Annotated in this window: 13 protein-coding genes; 5 read left to right on the top strand and 8 right to left on the bottom strand. The window is 62.7% G+C overall.

What is annotated here, in order from left to right; genetic code table 11:
- Nucleotides 1–14 precede the first annotated feature (14 nt).
- The 4 genes from dnaJ to grpE all read right to left on the bottom strand — a co-directional run bounded on the left by dnaJ (nucleotide 15) and on the right by grpE (nucleotide 4,523).
- Nucleotides 15–1,157, bottom strand: a complete 1,143-nt coding sequence (dnaJ, locus tag ACZCWR_RS04820; RefSeq protein ID WP_487302584.1) for a molecular chaperone DnaJ — start codon at nucleotides 1,155–1,157, stop codon at nucleotides 15–17.
- Nucleotides 1,158–1,405: 248 nt separating this feature from the next.
- Nucleotides 1,406–3,367: a molecular chaperone DnaK gene (dnaK, locus tag ACZCWR_RS04815; RefSeq protein WP_487302583.1), complete on the bottom strand. Its 1,962-nt coding sequence runs from the start codon at nucleotides 3,365–3,367 to the stop codon at nucleotides 1,406–1,408.
- A gap of 183 nt (nucleotides 3,368–3,550) precedes the next feature.
- Nucleotides 3,551–3,937: a thioredoxin family protein gene (locus ACZCWR_RS04810; protein WP_487302582.1), complete on the bottom strand. Its 387-nt coding sequence runs from the start codon at nucleotides 3,935–3,937 to the stop codon at nucleotides 3,551–3,553.
- A gap of 16 nt (nucleotides 3,938–3,953) precedes the next feature.
- Nucleotides 3,954–4,523 carry a nucleotide exchange factor GrpE gene (gene grpE / locus ACZCWR_RS04805; protein WP_487302581.1) on the bottom strand — a complete coding sequence of 190 codons (570 nt, stop codon included), beginning with the start codon at nucleotides 4,521–4,523 and terminating at the stop codon, nucleotides 3,954–3,956.
- Nucleotides 4,524–4,953: 430 nt separating this feature from the next.
- Between grpE and ACZCWR_RS04800 the strand changes: the two genes are divergently transcribed.
- The gene (locus tag ACZCWR_RS04800) at nucleotides 4,954–5,115 is read left to right on the top strand and encodes a hypothetical protein (protein WP_487302580.1); all 162 of its coding nucleotides are present in this window, start codon (nucleotides 4,954–4,956) and stop codon (nucleotides 5,113–5,115) included.
- On the opposite strand, the gene ACZCWR_RS04795 is transcribed toward ACZCWR_RS04800, so the two are convergent.
- The 3 genes from ACZCWR_RS04795 to hrcA form a co-directional block, all read right to left on the bottom strand.
- Nucleotides 5,087–5,494: an RNA-binding S4 domain-containing protein gene (locus ACZCWR_RS04795; RefSeq protein WP_487302579.1), complete on the bottom strand. Its 408-nt coding sequence runs from the start codon at nucleotides 5,492–5,494 to the stop codon at nucleotides 5,087–5,089. The two genes, ACZCWR_RS04800 and ACZCWR_RS04795, sit on opposite strands and share 29 nt — an antisense overlap.
- A gap of 25 nt (nucleotides 5,495–5,519) precedes the next feature.
- Nucleotides 5,520–6,587, bottom strand: coding sequence for a ferrochelatase (gene hemH / locus ACZCWR_RS04790; protein ID WP_487302578.1), 1,068 nt, complete (start codon nucleotides 6,585–6,587; stop codon nucleotides 5,520–5,522).
- Between the two features lie 143 nt (nucleotides 6,588–6,730).
- Nucleotides 6,731–7,747, bottom strand: a complete 1,017-nt coding sequence (hrcA, locus tag ACZCWR_RS04785) for a heat-inducible transcriptional repressor HrcA (protein WP_487302577.1) — start codon at nucleotides 7,745–7,747, stop codon at nucleotides 6,731–6,733.
- 212 nt (nucleotides 7,748–7,959) lie between these two features.
- On the opposite strand from hrcA, the gene ACZCWR_RS04780 reads away from it, so the two are divergent.
- Nucleotides 7,960–8,856 (top strand): NAD kinase, encoded by an 897-nt coding sequence (locus ACZCWR_RS04780; protein ID WP_487302576.1) that lies wholly within the window; start codon nucleotides 7,960–7,962, stop codon nucleotides 8,854–8,856.
- Between the two features lie 30 nt (nucleotides 8,857–8,886).
- The gene (recN, locus tag ACZCWR_RS04775) at nucleotides 8,887–10,539 is read left to right on the top strand and encodes a DNA repair protein RecN (RefSeq protein WP_487302575.1); all 1,653 of its coding nucleotides are present in this window, start codon (nucleotides 8,887–8,889) and stop codon (nucleotides 10,537–10,539) included.
- A 1,006-nt stretch (nucleotides 10,540–11,545) separates the two neighbouring features.
- Here recN and glnE read toward each other — a convergent pair.
- Nucleotides 11,546–14,335, bottom strand: a complete 2,790-nt coding sequence (gene glnE / locus ACZCWR_RS04770; RefSeq protein ID WP_487302574.1) for a bifunctional [glutamate--ammonia ligase]-adenylyl-L-tyrosine phosphorylase/[glutamate--ammonia-ligase] adenylyltransferase — start codon at nucleotides 14,333–14,335, stop codon at nucleotides 11,546–11,548.
- A 161-nt stretch (nucleotides 14,336–14,496) separates the two neighbouring features.
- On the opposite strand from glnE, the gene ACZCWR_RS04765 reads away from it, so the two are divergent.
- Together ACZCWR_RS04765 and ACZCWR_RS04760 are read left to right on the top strand one after the other, a co-directional pair.
- Entirely contained in the window at nucleotides 14,497–18,810 is a 4,314-nt protein-coding gene (locus ACZCWR_RS04765) for a YhdP family phospholipid transporter (RefSeq protein WP_487302573.1), read from the top strand.
- A 62-nt stretch (nucleotides 18,811–18,872) separates the two neighbouring features.
- Nucleotides 18,873–19,697 (top strand): carbon-nitrogen hydrolase family protein, encoded by an 825-nt coding sequence (locus ACZCWR_RS04760; RefSeq protein WP_487302572.1) that lies wholly within the window; start codon nucleotides 18,873–18,875, stop codon nucleotides 19,695–19,697.
- Nucleotides 19,698–19,699 lie beyond the last annotated feature (2 nt).

The following is a 19,699-nucleotide window of genomic DNA, read 5'->3' as shown; positions in this document are numbered from 1 at the left end:
ACGGCCCATCCGCATCAATCGAAAAAGCTCTTCACGCGGTCGAACCAGCTCTTGCTCTGCGGGCTGTGCCGCGCGCCGCCTTCCGACAGCGACTTCTCGAACTGCTTGAGCAGATCGCGCTGCGTGTCGGTGAGCTTGACCGGCGTTTCTACCTGCACGTGCACGTAGAGATCGCCCGGAATGCTCGAACGCAAACCCTTGATCCCCTTGCCACGCAGACGGAACGTCTTGCCCGACTGCGTGCCTTCCGGCACTGTGAAGCTCGCGCGGCCCGCGAGCGTCGGCACTTCGATTTCGCCGCCCAGCGCCGCCGTGGTGAACGGAATGGGCATCTGGCAATGCAGATCGTCGCCATCGCGCTCGAACACGGTGTGCTGCTTGATGTGGATTTCCACGTACAAGTCGCCGCTCGGACCGCCGTTGATGCCCGGCTCGCCATTGCCCGCCGAACGGATGCGCATGCCGTCGTCGATGCCCGCCGGAATCTTCACTTCCAGCGTCTTCGTTTCCTTCACCTTGCCCTGACCGTGGCAGTTCGTGCAGGGCTCCGGAACATATGTGCCCGTGCCGTGGCACTTCGGGCACGTCTGCTGGATGCTGAAAAAACCTTGCGACATGCGCACCTGGCCCTGACCGTGACACGTCGGGCAGGTTTCGGGCTTGGTGCCGGGCTTCGCGCCCGAGCCATGACAAATATTGCAGTTCACCCAACTCGGCACGCGAATCTGCGTGTCGTAGCCGTGCGCCGCCTGCTCCAGCGAGATTTCCATGCTGTAGCGCAAATCCGCCCCGCGATACACCTGCGGACCGCCGCGCCCGCGCGCGCCCTGCGCGCCGCCGCCTGCCGTCTGGCCGAAGATATCGCCGAAAATATCGCCGAAGGCATCCGCGAAACCGCCGAAACCTTGCGCACCCGCGCCTGCCATGTTCGGATCGACGCCCGCGTGACCGTATTGGTCGTAGGCCGCGCGCTTTTGCTGGTCGGAGAGCATTTCGTAGGCTTCCTTCGCCTCCTTGAAATTCTCCTCGGCCTTCTTGTTGTCCGGATTGCGATCAGGGTGATACTTCATCGCGAGCTTGCGATACGCCTTCTTGATCTCTTCGTCGCTCGCGTTCTTCGCGACGCCCAGAATGTCGTAGTAATCCCGTTTCGCCATGTCGGTTCGATGCCGCCGCGCGTCACGCGACAGTCCTGTCTGATGCGCCGGACCGCGAAGTCCGGGCTGTGTACCTCTCACGCCCCGTCCGAACACTGCCTTCGGACAAGACGCCTCTGAAAAAACAACGTGCCCGGGGAGCCGTGAGGCTCGCCAGGCGCGTTACACGTAAGACGCGTCACGCGTCCCGGTCATGCCGCCGGCCTTTGCGCGAATGTCGCCACTCGCGCAAAAAGCCCGCTTCCAACTTAGTCCTTCTTCACTTCCTTGAAGTCGGCGTCAACGACGTCGTCGGCATGGTTCGCGCCCGCTTCCGCCGATGCACCCGCACCCGCGCCGCCCGCCGCACCGGCTGCTGCCGCCGCCGCGCCTTGCTGCGCCTGCATGTCGGCGTACATCTTTTCGCCGAGCTTCTGCGATGCCTGCGACAGCGCTTCGATCTTCGCTTCGATGGTGGCCTTGTCGCCCGCGTTGTCCTTCAGCGCGTCTTCGAGTTCCTTCAAAGCGGTTTCGATGGCTTCCTTCTCGCTCGCGTCGACCTTGTCGCCGTATTCCGCGACGGCCTTCTTCGTGCTGTGGACCAAAGCATCGCCTTGGTTACGCGCATCCGCCAGTTCACGCAGCTTGTGATCTTCCTCGGCGTTGGCTTCGGCGTCCTTCACCATCTTGTCGATTTCCGCGTCCGTCAGACCCGAGTTCGCCTTGATGGTGATCTTGTTTTCCTTGCCCGTTGCCTTGTCCTTCGCGCCGACGTGCAAAATGCCGTTCGCGTCGATGTCGAAAGTCACTTCGATCTGCGGCGTGCCGCGCGGTGCGGGCGGAATGCCTTCGAGGTTGAACTCGCCGAGCAGCTTGTTGCCCGCGGCCATTTCGCGCTCGCCCTGGAACACCTTGATGGTCACGGCGCCCTGGTTGTCGTCCGCCGTCGAATACACTTGCGCGTGCTTCGTCGGGATAGTCGTGTTCTTGTTGATCATCTTCGTCATCACGCCGCCGAGCGTCTCGATGCCGAGCGACAAAGGCGTCACGTCGAGCAGCAGCACGTCCTTGCGGTCGCCCGACAGAACCTGACCTTGAATCGCGGCGCCCACGGCCACGGCTTCGTCCGGGTTCACGTCACGGCGCGGGTCCTTGCCGAAGAACTCCTTGACCTTCTCCTGCACCTTCGGCATGCGCGTCATGCCGCCGACGAGGATCACGTCGTCGATATCGCCCACCTTCACGCCCGCATCCTTGATGGCGATGCGCGCCGGCTCGATGGTGCGCTCGATCAGATCCTCGACCAGCGCTTCCAGCTTGGCGCGCGTGAACTTGAGGTTCAAGTGCTTCGGACCGGTGGCATCCGCCGTGATGTACGGCAGGTTGATGTCGGTCTGCGCCGTGGACGACAGTTCGATCTTGGCCTTTTCCGCCGCTTCCTTCAGGCGTTGCAGCGCGAGCACGTCCTTCGACAGATCGACGCCCTGCTCTTTCTTGAACTCGCCGATGATGTAATCGATGATGCGCTGGTCGAAGTCCTCACCGCCGAGGAACGTATCGCCGTTCGTCGAGAGCACTTCGAACTGCTTTTCGCCGTCCACATCCGCGATTTCGATGATCGAGATATCGAACGTGCCGCCGCCCAGATCGAACACGGCGATCTTGCGGTCGCCCTTTTCAGCCTTGTCCAGACCGAACGCGAGCGCGGCTGCCGTCGGTTCGTTGATGATGCGCTTGACTTCCAGACCGGCGATGCGGCCCGCGTCCTTGGTTGCCTGACGCTGGCTGTCGTTGAAGTACGCCGGAACCGTGATGACGGCTTCCGTCACCGGCTCGCCGAGGTAGTCTTCAGCGGTCTTCTTCATCTTGCGCAGCACTTCTGCCGACACTTGCGACGGCGCGAGCTTGTTGCCGTGCGCTTCGACCCATGCATCGCCGTTATCGTGCTTGACGATGGCGTAAGGCATCAGCTTGATGTCCTTCTGCACTTCCTTTTCGTCGAAACGGCGGCCGATCAGGCGCTTGACCGCGTACAGCGTGTTACGCGGATTGGTGACCGACTGGCGCTTCGCCGGCGCGCCGACGAGCACTTCGTTGTCGTCCATGTAAGCGATGATCGACGGCGTGGTGCGCGCACCTTCCGCATTCTCGATTACCTTGACCTGATTGCCTTCCATCAGCGCCACGCAAGAATTCGTGGTGCCGAGGTCGATGCCGATGATTCTGCCCATTTTTTATGCTCTCCTAGCTTTGATCGCAGTGGCGTTGCGGCGGCGGTGTCTGTGGTCAGAACGCCGGCTTGATCGCCGAGTACCGGGCCGAACGCCCAAAATTCATATCTAAACGCAAGATAAGAGCGCGATTATCGATTTCAAGACCCTGAAGTCGATGCGGTCTATAACTTTTTGCTTTTTTCAACTGATTGCCGCTATCTTCCTGCGCGCGGCGTCGACTGCTGCCTCGAACTGCGCGATGCCGTGCCAGCCGGTCGCCCGCCCGAGCCGCTTGCCGCGATGGAAGAAAAACCACGTCGGCACGCCATGCAGCACGAAGCGCCGCGCGAGTTCGCGATGTTCGTACACATTGCTGTGAAACCACTTCAACCCGAGCGCGCGGATGTCGTCGGGCTTCGCGAGCATGGCCTTCTTGGCGATCTCGCAATTGAAGCAATCGACGCCCCAGAAGAACACGACGGCCAGTTCGTCGCCCGCAGAAGCCAGACCAGCGTCGAAACCGGCCGCGTCGAGTTCCTGCATGCCGAACTCGGCGAAGGCGGTCGAATCGACGGAAACCTGGCTCATCGCGCGTTCGCGACGCTTACTTGGGCGCCGCGACCGTCACCAGCGCCGGACGCAACACGCGATCCGCGATGATGTAACCCTTCTGCAGCACCGCCACGACCGTGTTCGGCTCCTGCTCGGCGGGGACCATCGAAATAGCCTGATGGCGATGCGGGTCGAACTTCTCGCCCACCGGATTGAGCGCGACGACGCGGCCCTTCTCAAGCGCGCCGGTCAACTGCCGCAGCGTCAGTTCGACGCCCTCGCGCACCTTGCCGATATCCGTCGATTGATCGGCGAGCGCGGCTTCCAGACTGTCGAGCACCGGCAGCAAGTTCTCGGCGAAGTTTTCGATGGCGAACTTGTGCGCCTTGGCGACGTCGTCCTGACCGCGACGGCGGACGTTCTCCGTCTCGGCCTTCGCGCGCAGGAAGTCTTCCTGAAGCGCGGCGATTTTCGCCTGCGCGTCGGCCAGCGCCTGATCGTTCGCGTTCGCGGCGGTGGTCGAATCGGCCTGCGCGGCCTGATTCGGGTCGGCGGCCTGGCGCGCGGTTTCGTCGGCGGGCGTCGGGTTCTGGCTCGCTGGATTCTCTTGCGTGTTTTCCATGTCGCTGAATAAGTATTGCTGAGAGTGAAATCGAAGCGAAGTGCGGATGGCTTCCGGTTCCCGAACCAGCGGAACTGTTTGGGAAGCCTGCGCTAACCTCGCACTAGCGGCGGAATTTGGGGCATCGCAGGCATTTTCAAGGCGTTCTGCGAATTTTTTCGGACAAAAACCAGCATGCTCGTTCTGCTTCGGCGTGCCGGAAGTGACGACCTCATAACGCGCAAACAACGGCGCAATGAACCGTAACCGACATTTCGCCGCACCGCGCAAATTCAGATTGAGGGAATTGACACGCTCACCTACACTTCGAACAAGCGTCGCAGGAAGCACGTTAACCCTAATCCTACGAATGCTGAAAACCGCTCAGCCTTTGCCCGTTTCCTGATCCGCGCCTAATTCCAGAGCGGATTCACCCGTTGCCGGGGGAACCATGAAACTGACCTTTGCCATTGCGGTGGTCGCCCTGGTCCTCGTCGCGGGTACGACCACCATCTGCATGTCCGGTGCCGTGACCGACCGTACTTCCGAGTACGGCGGCGTCCACGCCACCATGGAACATTTCTTCAATCCGGACCAGAAAGTTTGTCGATGATCCGCCGGTCCCGTTTCGTCGGCCTACCTTGCATACCGGCGGCGGGTTCGCGGAACGTCTTGCGGCGTTCGGCTTCGGCCACGCGCTTCGTGCGCCCGTCTTCGGTTTCGGCGTAAAGCGTTTGCGCGACGCTCGCCGGACCGCGCACGTCGCACACGCCCAGCACTTCCACCTGCCAGACAATCCGCTCGATATCGATTTCGACGATATCGCCCACGCGCACGTCCTTCGACGGCTTGACGCTCGCGCCGCCGATCGTCACGCGGCCTTTCTCGACCGCGTCGCTGGCGAGCGAACGCGTCTTGAAGAAGCGCGCCGCCCACAGCCATTTATCGATGCGCAAACGCGCGCCGGGTTCCGTCGAAATCTTGTAATTCATCCGTCGATGCCATCAAAAATGCGCGTCACGCCACCGCCGACAGCGGTTGCGGAATCTGCACGGGCCAGCCCTGCAAATGCTGCGCTGCAATCTCGCCGAGCGCCTTGACCCAAACGGGCGATGCATTGACGCACGGAATGCGATGAAAATGCTTGCCGCCTGCCTTCAAGAAGTCGTCCCGCACCTCGATGCCGATTTCCTCGATCGTCTCCAGACAATCCGCCGTGAAGCCGGGGCAAAACACGTCCACGCGCGACACGCCGCCCGCGCCGAGTTCCGCGAGCGTCGGCGCGGTGTACGGCTGAAGCCATTCCGCGCGGCCGAAGCGCGACTGGAACGTGACGCGGCATTCCACGGGCGTGAGGCCGAGCGCGTTCATCAATAACGCGGCGGTGAGCTGACATTGATCGTGGTACGGGTCGCCCAAGTCCATCGTTCGTTTCGGCACGCCGTGAAAGCTCAGAACGAGTTTGTCGCCGGCGGCAAAATCCGGCGCGCCGTGATGCCGCCAATAATCCCGAACCTGTTCCGCCAGCGCGCCAATATACGCCGGGTGATCCGCGTAATGCCGCACCGTGCGAATCTCCGGTTGATTGCGCACGCGCTTGAGCGCGGTGAAGGCATCGTCGAATGCGGTTGCGGTGGTGGAGGACGAATACTGCGGATACATCGGCAGCAGGAGAATGCGCTCGGCGCCTTCGAGCTTCAGTTGATTGAGCATCGCGCCGATACCCGGCGTGCCGTAACGCATGGCGTATTCGACGATCACCTGATAGTCGTTCGCCGCGAACAGGCGACGCAGCGCTTCGACCTGCTTCTCGGTATGCACGCGCAAGGGCGAGCCTTCCGGCATCCACACCTGCGCGTACTTCTTCGCCGATGCCCGGCTGCGAAACGGCAGGATCACGCCACGCAGAATGACTTGCCAGATGAGCGAAGGAATTTCGACCACGCGCGGGTCGGACAGAAACTGCGCGAGATACTTGCGCACCGCGCGCGGCGTGGGGGCATCCGGCGTGCCGAGATTGATCAGCAGCACGGCAACCCGATGCGAAGCGCTAGGCTGCGAAGGCAACTCGAGGTCGTAACGCATAAGGCAAGGCCGCCGGGGAAAAGGTCGAAAGGTGCAACGGAGTGCGGACCATTATAGCGGCGCGTTCGGGCGCGCATCATTGGCCGAATGGCCTAGTAGCGGCGGCCCGGCACGTTGGGCAAGATAAGCGCCGATGAACGTCGCTACTGCCCGCTGAGCGACATCGACAGAAGACGCGCCGTGATATCGACGATCGGAATCACGCGGTTGTACGCCATGCGCGTGGGTCCGATCACGCCCAAGGTGCCCACGATCTTCCCGTTCACCTCGTAAGGCGCGGTGACGACGCTCATCTCCTCGATCGGCACGAGATTCGATTCTCCGCCGATGAAAATCTGCACGCCCTGCGCGTGACTCGACACATCCAGCAATTGCAGGAGGCTAGTCTTTTGATCGAACAAGTCGAACAGCTTGCGCAACCGCGCCATGTCGGACGAAAGGTCCGCCACTTCGAGCAGGTTGCGCTCGCCGGAAATGAGCACGGTGTCGCCGGGATCGACCTCGGCGGTGCTGGCGACCACGGCCGCTTGCATGAGCGCGGTCATGTCGCCGCGCAACTGGTCGATTTCCTCGCGCAGTCGGCGGCGTACCTCGTCGAAGGACAGGCCTGCGAAATGCGCGTTGATATAGTTGGATGCTTCGGTGAGCTGAGAGGGCGAATAGTCGCGCTGGGTGGCCATCATCCGGTTCTGCACGTCGCCTTCGGGCGTGACGATGATGAGCAAAATGCGCTTGTCCGACAGCCGCATGAACTCGATCTGCTTGAACATGTGGCTGCGGCGCGGCGTGAGGATGACACCGGCGAACGACGACAGACTGGACAGCACGCTGGCGGCGGCCGCGACGATCTTCTGCGGCTCCTCGCCCTGAAGGCGTGTCTTGACAGCGGTTGTCATCGCTTCGTCCCGGGCGGCTTCCACAGTCAGCATGGTATCGACGAACAGACGATACCCGCGCGGCGTGGGAATGCGCCCGGCGGACGTATGCGGGCTGGCGACGAGACCGAGATCCTCGAGATCCGACATGACATTGCGGATGGTCGCGGGACTCAGCTCCAGCCCGGAATGGCGGGACAGCGTGCGCGAACCGACCGGCTGACCTTCGGCGATGTAGCGCTCGATCAACGTCTTGAGGAGGGTTTGGGCACGTGGGTCTAGCATGGGCAAATTCTAGCGCAAGGGACTGGAAAGCGGCGTGCCATCCCGCGATGCGCCGGGCGGCTTCACACGTTGCCGCAGCCGGGGCGCGCACAGTTCAATGTCCGCTCCATTCTAGCGAGAAACAACGGCCGTGCCCGTGCGCCGGATGACAGTGCGAAGATCGGTCCTCGCACGCGGTTCTTTTCGCCCTTTACCTATGGTGTAATGCGCGCATGGAAATTGGCCAATTCAAAACCGTCGCCCTCGTGGGGCGCACCAACACGCCCGGGATCGAGGCGCCCTTGCGTTCGCTCGCGGAAGTCATGGCGAAGCAGGGTTTCGATGTCGTGGTCGAGGCGGGCACCGCGAAGGACGTCGGCATTCAGGAGTTCCCGGCGCTGTCGGTCGCCGAAATCGGCGCGCGCGCGGATGTCGCCGTGGTGCTCGGCGGCGACGGCACCATGCTCGGCGTCGGGCGTCAGCTTGCGCCGTACAAGACGCCGCTTATCGGCGTGAATCACGGCAGGCTCGGGTTCATCACGGATATTCCGCTTTCGGAGATGCGCGAGATCGTGCTGGCCATGCTCGCGGGCGAGTTCGAGCGCGAGGAGCGCACGCTGCTCGAAGCGCGCATCGTGCGTAATGAAAAGCCGATCTACCACGCGCTCGCCTTCAACGATGTCGTGGTGAACCGCAGCGGTTTCTCCGGCATGGCCGAGTTGCGCGTGTCGGTGGACGGCCACTTCATGTACAACCAGCGCTCGGACGGACTGATCGTTGCCACGCCGACAGGTTCGACGGCCTACGCGCTTTCTTCCGCCGGGCCGATTCTGCATCCGCAATTGCAGGGCTTCGTGCTGGTGCCGATCGCGCCGCATTCGCTGTCCAACCGGCCGATCGTGCTGCCCGACGATTCCAAGGTCACCATACAAATCATCGGCGGGCGCGATGTGAACGTGAACTTCGACATGCAGTCGTTTACCGCCGTCGAACTGAACGATGCCATCGAGGTGCGGCGCTCGAAGCACACGGTGCCGGTGCTGCATCCGGTCGGCTACAGCACGTACGCCACGCTGCGCAAGAAGCTGCACTGGAACGAGCATCCCTCGCAGGATTCGTCGTCGGTCTGATTAGTCAGAAAACCCCTTCCTGAAGCGTCCATGCTCCGTCATCTGTCCATTCGAGACTTCGTTATTGTCGCCACGCTGGATATCGAGTTCGACTCCGGCTTCACGGTCTTCTCAGGTGAAACCGGCGCAGGCAAATCCATTCTGATCGATGCCCTCGCCCTCACGCTCGGCGCACGGGGCGATGCCAGCGTCGTGCGCACCGGCGAATCGCGCGCGGACATCACGGCGGAATTCGCCGCGCATGAGCAAGTCACGCACTGGCTCGAAGAACACGCGCTCACGCAGGACGGCGATACCGTCATGCTCCGGCGCGTGATCGATTCCGGCGGGCGCTCGCGGGCCTTCATCAACGGCACACCGGCGACGCTCGGGCAACTGCGCGAAGTGGGCGAAATGCTCGTCGATATTCACGGTCAGCACGCGCATCAATTGCTGATGCGTCCCGACGCGCAACGCGAATTATTCGATACGCACGCGGGCCTCACCGAGACCGCGAGCATCGTCAACCGTGCGTGGCGCGCGTATCGGGATGCGCGGCAAGCCGTGGAGGAAGCGCAAAGCCGCGACCGCGAACTGCAACTCGAACGCGAGCGTCTCGCGTGGCAGTTGAGCGAATTCGACAAGCTCGCGCCGCAGCCGGGCGAATGGGAGGAAGTGAGCGCGGAGCATCATCGCCTATCGCATTCGGCGAGTCTGATCGATGGCGTTCAGAGTGCGCTCGGCGCACTGTCCGAATCCGACGAAGCGATGATCTCGCAACTCGCCTCGGTCATCTCGAAGCTGCGCGGGCTGGCGGATATCGATCCCGCACTCAACGATGTGCTCGCCGCGCTCGAACCTGCGGAGATTCAGTTGCAGGAGGCGTCGTATTCGCTCTCGCATTATGCGCAGCGGCTCGAACTCGATCCCGACCGGCTCGCGCAGGTCGAGCGGCGCATGGATCAACTGCATTCGACCGCGCGCAAGTTCCGGCTACAGCCGGAGACGCTGCCGGAAGAACACGAAGCGCGCCGCACTCAGCTTGCCGAACTCGATGCCGCCGCCGACCTCGATGCGCTGAACGCCGCCGCCGAGGAGGCGAAAAGCGTGTACATGGAGCAGGCGAAAGTGCTGTCGAAGGCGCGCGCGAAGGCCGCGAAGGCGCTGTCGAAAGCCGTCACCGAAGGCATGCAGGAATTGTCGATGGCGGGCGGAAGTTTCGACGTGGCGCTGGTGCCGCTTGCCGAGGGTGGCGCGAACGGATTGGAGCAGATCGAATTCCGCGTCGCGGGTCATGCGGGTGTGGCGCTTCGGCCGCTGGCGAAGGTTGCGTCGGGCGGCGAGTTGGCGCGCATCTCACTGGCGCTGGCCGTGATCGCGAGCGCGGCGAGTCCGACGCCCACGCTGATCTTCGACGAAGTGGACACGGGAATCGGCGGTGGCGTGGCGGAAGTGGTCGGGCGGCTGCTGCATCAACTTGGACGCGAGCGTCAGGTGTTGTGTGTGACGCACTTGCCGCAAGTGGCGGCGCGCGGTGATCAGCATTTTCAGGTTTCTAAATCGCCTGACGACGCGGGCGGCACGGTCAGCACCGTCACCGCGTTGAGCAAGGCGAAGCGTATCGAGGAGGTGGCGCGCATGCTCGGCGGCATCGAGATTACGGCGACTACGCGTAAGCATGCGAAGGAGATGTTGGCGGCGTGAGCGAGGGATGGCGCGTTGCTTTCGGTTTAGTTTGTAGACAGCAGCACTGTTGTTTGCCGAGTTGAGTTTGTTGTTCTGTCGTGCAAAGGGCTTCTGTTTTTGGGCTTTTATTGCAGTAGCCGCCTCCCCGGCGGGGGGGTAACTTTCTTTGCTGCTGCAAAGAAAGTCACCAAAGAAAGCAGCTTTTTACACCATGCACGATGGCTGGAAAGGGTTGGTCTGGATTAACCGATGCAGTGGCCGCAATAGGACTTTCCACGCTTAACGAGTCGCTTAGGCAACCTAGCGATTAAGCGCTCGAATCCTTTTAACTTAGTGGACCGCATTCATTCTTTCGGCCATGCGCTTCGCGCGCCGAGAGCTTTAGTACGGAATCCCGCAGCGTATCAGCGCCCAGCCACCTCACACCTTGCCGCTATATTGTTATTCGGCCCTACCTAGGTAAGCGCTTCTGGGCAAAGCGCGTACACCAACGCAAGTCACCTTTTAGTCGGAGCACTAACCAAGGTAGGACCGATTAGCGATCTTGCGGAGAAGCCTGATGTGGCTGGGCGCTTATAGGCTGCGGGGTTCCGTTCTTACGTTCTCGGCGCGCGTAGCGCATAGCCGAATGAATGAATGCGGGCCACTGAGCATTGATTATTCGAGCGCATGATCGCTAGGTTGCCTAAGCGGCTCGTGATGCGTGGCAAGTCCTATTGCGGCCACTGCATCGTTAATCCAGACCACCCTCTCCAGCCATCGTGCATGGTGTAAAAAGCTGCTTTCTTTGGTGACTTTCTTTGCAGCAGCAAAGAAAGTTACCCCCCCGCCGGGGAGGCGGCTACTGCAATAAAAGCACGAACAAAAGAAGCCCTTTGCACGACATATACACACCAGCACTCATAAGCCAATATTCCAACACCAAAACCCAAGCTTAAAATCGCCCCGAAAAAAAATGCTTCATTCAAAAAAGGCGACCCGTCACTTGACGCTATCTGATAGCTCGAGTATCAGCTGATACACTTCATTCCCCCGGAAACACACCCTCCCACAATGCCGTCACCGTTTCCCGCTCGCCCGCCACGGCTTCCGGCGGAACCCGCGCCTTCTCCATCCCATCCAGCCTTAGCGTGTGTTGCAACTTGCGGTAATGCCGATACACCGCGCCAATCGCATCCGCTTCGTCGGCGGAAATCAGCCCGCTTTGCGCGGCGATCTTGAGCAGCGTGATATTCCCCGCATTGCGCACGAATTCGCGATGCTCGCGCGCATGCAGCAGCACCCAGTACTGCACGACGAATTCGATATCCACCATCCCGCCGCGATCGTGCTTGAGATCGAACAATGCACCACGATTCGGATGCCCCGTATAAACGCGCTCACGCATCGAGACGATCTCGCGTGCGAGCGCTGACGGATCGCGCTCCATCACCATGACATCGGCGCGGATGGCTTCGAATTCCGCGCCGATCCGCGCATCGCCCGCGCAGAAACGCGCCCGCGACAACGCCTGATGCTCCCACACCCACGCGGTATTCGCGGAATCGCCCGCGCGAATCTGATATTGGCGGAACGATTCGAGACTCGTCACGAGCAAACCCGATTCGCCGTTCGGACGCAGCCGCAAATCCACATCGAACAACGTGCCCGCGCCGGTCGCCGCCGTCAGCCACGTGATGAGCCGGCGCGTGAAGGACGTGTAGATGGCGGGCGCGTCGTCGTGCGGATCGTCGTAGAGGAAGATCAGGTCGAGGTCGGACGCATAACCCAGTTCCTTGCCGCCGAGCTTGCCGTACGCGATCACGGAGAAATGCGGCACATCGCCGTGACGCTTCGGGAACTGCTTCCACACGGTCTGCACGGTGACATCGAGCACGGCATCCGCCAGTTCGGACAGCCGATCGCTCACATGCTCCACGGTCAGATGCCCCGCCAGATCGATCAGCAGAATGCGAAACACTTCGGCCTGATGCGCATGCCGCAACAAATCGATCTGATGCTCCGCATCCTCGGCCGCATCCAGATGCGCGATCAGCGAGCGCTTGAACTCCGGCCAGTCGAACGGGCTGGCGATGGCTTCATCGTCGAGCAATTCGTCGAGCAATTGCGGATGCCGAATCAAATAGCCCGACGCCCAGCGCGACCCCGACAGCACCGACAACACGCGCTCCAACGCCGCCGGATATTCGGTCAGCAACGCGAGATACGCACCGCGCTTGGCCGTGGCTTCGAGCAAGTCGAACAACCGCGCGATGGTCTCGCCGCGCCGCGCGGCGTCGATGGACTGCACGGCTTCGAGCGCGCGCTGCGCCACCACGTCGAAACGCGCGCGGCTTTGCGGCGGCAAGCCTTCGTAACGTGATGAATTCCACACGGCCTTGAGGCGTGAAAGCACGGGCGCAGGATCGGTGAAACCCATTTCGATGAGGCTCGCGGTCAGTTCGTCGCCAGCGGAATCGTCGGCGAGCGCGCTGCTCCAGATTTGCGAGGCGGTCGAATCATCCGCGACGCCGCAGCCGTTCTCGCCGCCGATCTTGTCCGCGAAGATCGCATCGAACTGCTGTTCGACGAATTCGCGATGCGCATCGAGCCGCTCCATCAGCGCGGCGTAATCCGCGAAGCCGAGCGACTTCGCGAGCAACAGGCGCTCGTCGTCGGCGACGGGCATCGCGTGCGTCTGGGCATCGTTGCGATATTGCAGGCGATGCTCGACCGTGCGCAGAAAGCGGTATGCATCCGTCAACCCTTCGCACACGGACGATGCCAGCAAGCCATGCCATTCGGCGCGTTCGAGCACGGCGAGCGTCGGACGCACGCGAAAATCCACGGCCTGCCCGCCGCGAATCAACTGAAATACCTGCGCACTGAATTCGATCTCGCGAATACCGCCGCGCCCGAGCTTGATGTCGTCGGCCTTGTCGGGACGCATGGACGCGCGGCGTCGCGCTTCCTGCCGAATCTGCTGATGCAGCGCGCGAATGGCCGCGATCACACCATAGTCCAGATAGCGGCGGTAGATGAACGGCGTCGCGATGGAATCGAGTTGGCGGAGCAAGCGCCTGGCGGCATCGCTATCGCGTTCGGACACGAGCCGCGCCTTGATCCACGCATAGCGTTCCCATTCGCGGCCCTGCACGTAGAAATACTCCTCCAGCATGCCGAGACCGCACACGAGCGGACCGGAATCGCCATTGGGCCGCAGCCGCATATCGACGCGAAATACATAGCCGTCCTGCGTGACTTCGGAAATCGCGCCAATCAGCTTGCGGCCAAGACGTGTGAAGAATTCCTGCGTGGTGAGCGGCGAACGCGTGCCGCCCGCGGTTTCGCCATCGTCCTCATACACGAAGATCAGATCGATATCCGACGATGCATTCAACTCGCGCCCGCCCAACTTTCCCATGCCGACGACGCCCAGCGTCAGCCGTTCGCCATTCGGTCCGCGCGGCTCGCCGAACACGGTTTCGAGGTCCGCCGAGAGCACCGCGAGCGAACGTTGAATGGTGACTTCGGCGAGGTCCGTCATTGCGCCGGTGACTTCGGCTACACTCGCCGTCCCTGCGAGATCGCGCTCCATCACTGTGCAGAACACTTCGGTGCGAAGGCGGCGCAACGCGGTCTTGAGCGCGGCTTCGTTGAGCGTGCCGTGTTCGGTGCAGGGCGCGCAATGGGCATCGAGCCGCGCTTCGATCCACGCGCGCGTGACGGGCGTCTGCGACCACTGCGCGACCTGCGCCGCCAGTTCGGGACGCGCCGAATAAGCGCGCGCTGCATAGTTGGAATAGTCGGAACTGAGGAGTGTCGCGTCGGTCATGAAAGGTTAGGCTCGCTCGTTGCTCGTTTGCTTTATCGGTTGCTTGAAACTGTCGTGCGGAGTCCGCAACGCACGCGCACGCAGCGCCGTCACGCTTTTGACACCGTGTTACATTGCAACGTCAATCACACAAAACTACCATATCGCCCGACAGCCGCAGCATGTCCGACAGCAGACAATCCGTCGACCCGACCGAAGTTGGACAAGCCCAGCCCAGCGGCAACGCCGAGCGCGTCCTGTCGCGCGTCCTCAAAATCCTGCTGATCGTCGCGGCCGTCTTTTACTTCGCGGTGGCGGGCATCTATCTCGCGCTGCGCTATATCGTGCTGCCTCAGGCGGATGCGTTCCGTCCGCGCATCGAGCAACTCGTATCGCAGCGGATGCACGCGCAACTGCGCATCGGCCGCTTGTCCACGCGATGGTCGGGCTTCCAGCCGATCATCGAGATCGATAATCTGCGTATCGATGCCGCCGACGGTTCGCCCGGACTTGCCGTGCCGCATGCGAGCGCGCGCGTGGCATGGGCCTCGCTGCTGCATCTTCAGCCGCGTCTGGCTGAACTCATCGTGGATGGCCCGGATGTGATCGTCGCGCGCGATACGCAGGATCACGTGACGATTGCGGGCGTGCCGTTGCCCGCGCATCGCACGAACTCCGGCGCGTTCACCAACTGGCTGCTCGGCCAGCAGCACATCGTCCTGCGCGATGGCTCGCTGCGCTGGCGCGATGCCCAGCGCGCCGCGCCGGAAATCGCGCTCAAGCGTCTGCAACTCGTCATCGATAACGATGGCTTGCGGCACAAGCTCGCCCTTCAGGCACCCGCCGATGGCGACGTGCTGCACGGCCCGCTCGATTTTCGCGCGGACTTCCGTCATGAGCCGTTCGCCGCGATGGGCGCGCCCGCGAACTGGACCGGACGACTCTACATGACCACCGGCCCGGTCGATCTGCCGACGCTCGCGCGCTACGTCAAGCTGCCGTTCACCATGTACGGCGGCCGCGTGGACAACCACATCTGGCTGGATTTCGCGCGCGGCCAGTTGACCACGGCCACAGGCCAACTCGATGGTCAGGACATCGGCCTGCGCGTGCGCGCCACGCAGCCGCGCCTCGATCTGCCGGTGGGCCGCTTCGGCTGGACGCTCTCGAAGGACGACGGCACCTACACACTCGCGCTCGACGACGTTCACGCCGAACTCGGCCAGCCCGCGCTCGCCGATGGCACGCCGGTGTCGCGCCTGCTCGCGGCGAAATCGCTGACCGGCACGTATCGCCCGGCATCGGTTGGCAAAGGACAGATGTTCAAGCTTCACGGCGACCGCATCGATCTTGGCATCCTCGCGGATTTCATGCGCGCGCTGCCCTTGCCCGCGCGCACGCTCAACGAACTGGTGCGCTTCAACCCGCGCGGCATGATCGAGGACTACACGATCTACACCGAACGCGCGCCGCCCAAGACCGAGGACGAAGCGAAGCATCAGCGCGAGAAAGGCGACTTCCCGCTTTTGCATTACGCGTTCAAGGGAAGGCTCGAAGGCATCAGCGTGAATGCGCAGGAACCGCCGCCGGGGCTGACCGTGAACAACCATCCGCGCGCGGGCATTCCGGGCGTCGAAAATCTCTGGGGTTCGGTCGATGCCAACGAGGCGCAAGGCGCAATTGACATCGACACGCAGAAGGTCGCCATCACCATCCCGGGTGCTTTCGACGATCCGCGCCTCACCTTCGACACGCTCAAGGGCCACGCGCGCTGGACGGTGGCGGATGCCATCGCGCCCGGTCAGACGCGCCGCGCGTTCACCATTCAGCTCGACACGCTGCATGTCAAAAACCCGGACGCTGAAGGCGAAATCAGCGCGACGTACTGGAATCAAGGTTCGGGGCGCGGCAATCTCGATCTCAAGGCGAAGGTCGATCATCTGAAGATCACGAGTCTCGTACGCTATCTGCCGACGAGTTTGAACGAGCGCGTGCGGGTGTATCTCGGCCACGCGTTGCAGGCGGGCGTGGCGCGCAACGGCACGCTCGAAGTGCACGGCGATCTCACGCGCTTTCCCTACACGAAGTTTCCAGACGCCGGTCAGTTCAGGATCGATGCGCCCTTCACCGGCGGGAAGTTCGATCCCACGCCGTTCCCGCCGCGCAAGATGGCCAACGGCATGCCGAATTTCTGGCCGGGTTTCGAGGGCATCGACGGGTCGTTCCACATGGCGCAGAACAAGCTCGGCTTCGAAGCCGTGCGCGGCCATTATCGCGGCGTGCGCGTGTCGAAGGTGACGGGGCGGATCGACGATCTGGGCGACCGCGAGACCAAGCTGTGGATCGACGGCCACGCGAGCGGCCCGCTCAAGGACATGCTTCAGTACGTCGACGACAGTTCGCTCGGGCTGATGGCGAAGCACGCGACGCGCAAGATCGACGCGACGGGCAATGCATCGCTGGCGCTCACGCTCGGGATTCCGCGCTATCGGCCGCCCGCGCCGCAGCCACCCATCAAGACGGAATACAAGGGCTCGCTCACGTTCGCGGACAACACCGTGACGTACGGCGCGTTACCGCCGGTTTCGCATCTGCACGGACGCGCGGATTTCGCGGCGAAGACGGTGACCATCGGCGGATTGAGCGGCCAGTTTCTCGGCGGCGATGTGCGCGCGAAAGGCGGCGTGCAGCCGGACGGAAGTTATGCGCTGGACCTGAACGGGCGCATCGGCGCGGACGCCGCGCAGCATGTGAACGCGAAGCTCAGCCCGCAGGCGGCGCAGTTCTTGAAGCGCATCACCGGCAGCGCGCCTTATCAGATGCATGTGAACGGCAAGAAGAACACGTTGCCCGTCGTGCAGGCGAGTTCGGATCTGACGGGCGTCGGTTTCGATTTGCCCGCGCCGCTCGGCAAGGCGCAGGGCACGCCCATGCCCTTCTCGTTCACGTTCCGCCCGTTGCCCGAAGGCACCGACGATCCCAACGCGCCGAACGATCAGGCGAATCTTCACGATGCGCGCCTCGTGCTCGGGCCATTGCAGGCGCGCTATCTTCTTCAGCAGATTGGTCCGGCGCAGGTCAAGGTCGATCCACAAGACCCCGCCGAGCCGATGAACATGCGTGCGCGCCTGCATGTGGTGCGCGGTGCCATCGGACTGAACAAGCCGGCGGATTTGCCCGCGCAAGGCGTGAGCGCCGCCGTCGATCTCACCGAACTCGATGCCGATGCGTGGCGCAAGTTCATCGCGGACATCAGCGTTGCTGCGCAGAACGAAGCGCCTGCCACCGCTGAAACCCCGCGTCCGCCGATGAACGAAACCGTCGCGCAGTTCGTGCCGAAGCGCGCCGACATCCACTTCACCACGCTCAAGCTGCTCGACCGGCGCTGGGAGAATGTCGTGATCGGCGCGAACGAAACGGACCGGAAATGGCAGGCGAACGTGGCATCGGATCAGGTCACGGGCAATCTTTCGTGGACGCCCGGCGCGACGCGCGGCAGTCCTGGCGCGTTGGAGGCGCGCTTCGATAAGGTTGTGATTCCGGACAAGACGGACAACAGCACGGCCAGTCAACCCGCGATGCGCAAGCCGCCGCGCAACATGCCGTCGATCGATCTGATCGTGAACGAACTCGTGTACCGCGAACATAGTCTCGGGCGGCTGGAAGTGGACGCGCACAACGACTTCGTGACCGAAGAACCGATCTGGATGCTCGACAAGTTCGAACTGGCGAACCCCGATGCCACGCTGACCGCCAACGCGATGTGGCGCGATCTGCCCGGCGCGGTGCGTCAAACCGCGCTTTCCGACGACGCCATCCCGCGCCGCACGACGCTCGATTTCAAGCTCGACGTGAAGAACGGCGGCAATCTGATCGATCGTTTCGGACTGCCGCACACGGTCAACAAGGGCGACGGCAGCGTGTCGGGACACGCGGCCTGGAACGGCGGCCCGACGAGCATCGACATGAATACGCTGGATGGGCACGTCGCGGTCGATCTGCGTCACGGTTCCATTTTGCGTGCGCCGGGCGCGGCGAAGTGGCTCGGCATCTTCAGCCTGCGCAGTCTCGCCAATCTGCTGACGCTGCATTTCGAAGATGTAGTGGGCAAAGGTCTGCCGTTCGAAAAGATCACGGGCAATGCGAACGTGGAGAACGGCATCGGACGGACGGACGATTTTCTGATGGTCACCTCGCCCGCGCGCGTGCAGATGCAAGGCATGGTCGATCTGCCGAAGCAGACGCAGGATCTGAACGTGCAAGTGGTGCCGACGGTCGGCGCGGGCACGCTCGCGATTGGCGCGGCGGTCATCAATCCGCTGCTCGGTTTGGGCGCGCTCGCCGCCGACCTCGCGCTGTCCAAGTCGATCCAGAAGGCCTTCGTGATTCGCTATTCGATCACCGGTTCGTGGCACAAACCGGTCGTTCAGCGCCTCCACGGCGATCAGGGTAAGATCGAAACACCCGCTGGCACCGTGCCGTCCGCTGTTCGATGAGCGCGTGAATGTCACAGCCAACGGCCGGTTTCATGGGTCTCACCGGCACTTTCAGAGCAAACATGAACGAAAACGTGGCATTGATGCCGTTTCGAGTCGCCGCGCTGCAAATGGTCAGCACGCCCGAGCGCGAGCGCAATCTCGCGGAAGCCGGGCGCCTGATCGCCGAAGCGGCGCGTGACGGCGCGCAACTGGTGCTGCTGCCGGAATACTTCTGCTTCATGGGTTTCAAGGACACCGACAAGCTCGCCATCCGCGAAACACCCGGCTCCGGACCCATCCAGCAATTCCTCTCGGAGATGGCGCGCGAGCATCGCGTGTGGATCATCGGCGGGACGTTGCCGTTGCAATCGCCCGAGCCGAACCGCGTGCTGAATACCACGCTGGTCTTCGATCCGTCCGGCGCGCAGGTCGCGCGCTACGACAAGATTCATCTGTTCAACTTCGAAAAAGGCGAGGAATCGTTCGACGAGGCGCGCACCATTTGCCCCGGCAGCGAAGTCCGCACCTTCGATGCGCCGTTCGGGCGCGTCGGATTGTCGGTGTGCTACGACCTGCGCTTCCCGGAGCTGTACCGCAAGCTCGGCGATTGCGCGCTGATGGTCGTGCCGTCCGCGTTCACGTACACGACCGGCAAGGCGCACTGGGAGATGCTGCTCAAGGCGCGCGCGGTCGAAAACCAGTGCTACGTGCTGGCGGCGGCGCAAGGCGGCAAGCACGAAAACGGACGCCGCACGTGGGGCCACAGCATGCTGATCGATCCGTGGGGCGAGATCGTCGCCGTGCTGGACGAAGGCGCGGGCGTGGCCGCGGGCGACATCGATCCGGCGCGCATCGCAGCCGTGCGGCAGAGCTTGCCGGCGTACCGGCATCGGGTTCTCGGCTGATG

This window comes from Caballeronia sp. A2-2, from assembly GCF_057612605.2.
The sequence above is the reverse complement of the archived record's forward strand: the minus strand, read 5'-3'. Positions and strand labels throughout refer to the sequence as shown.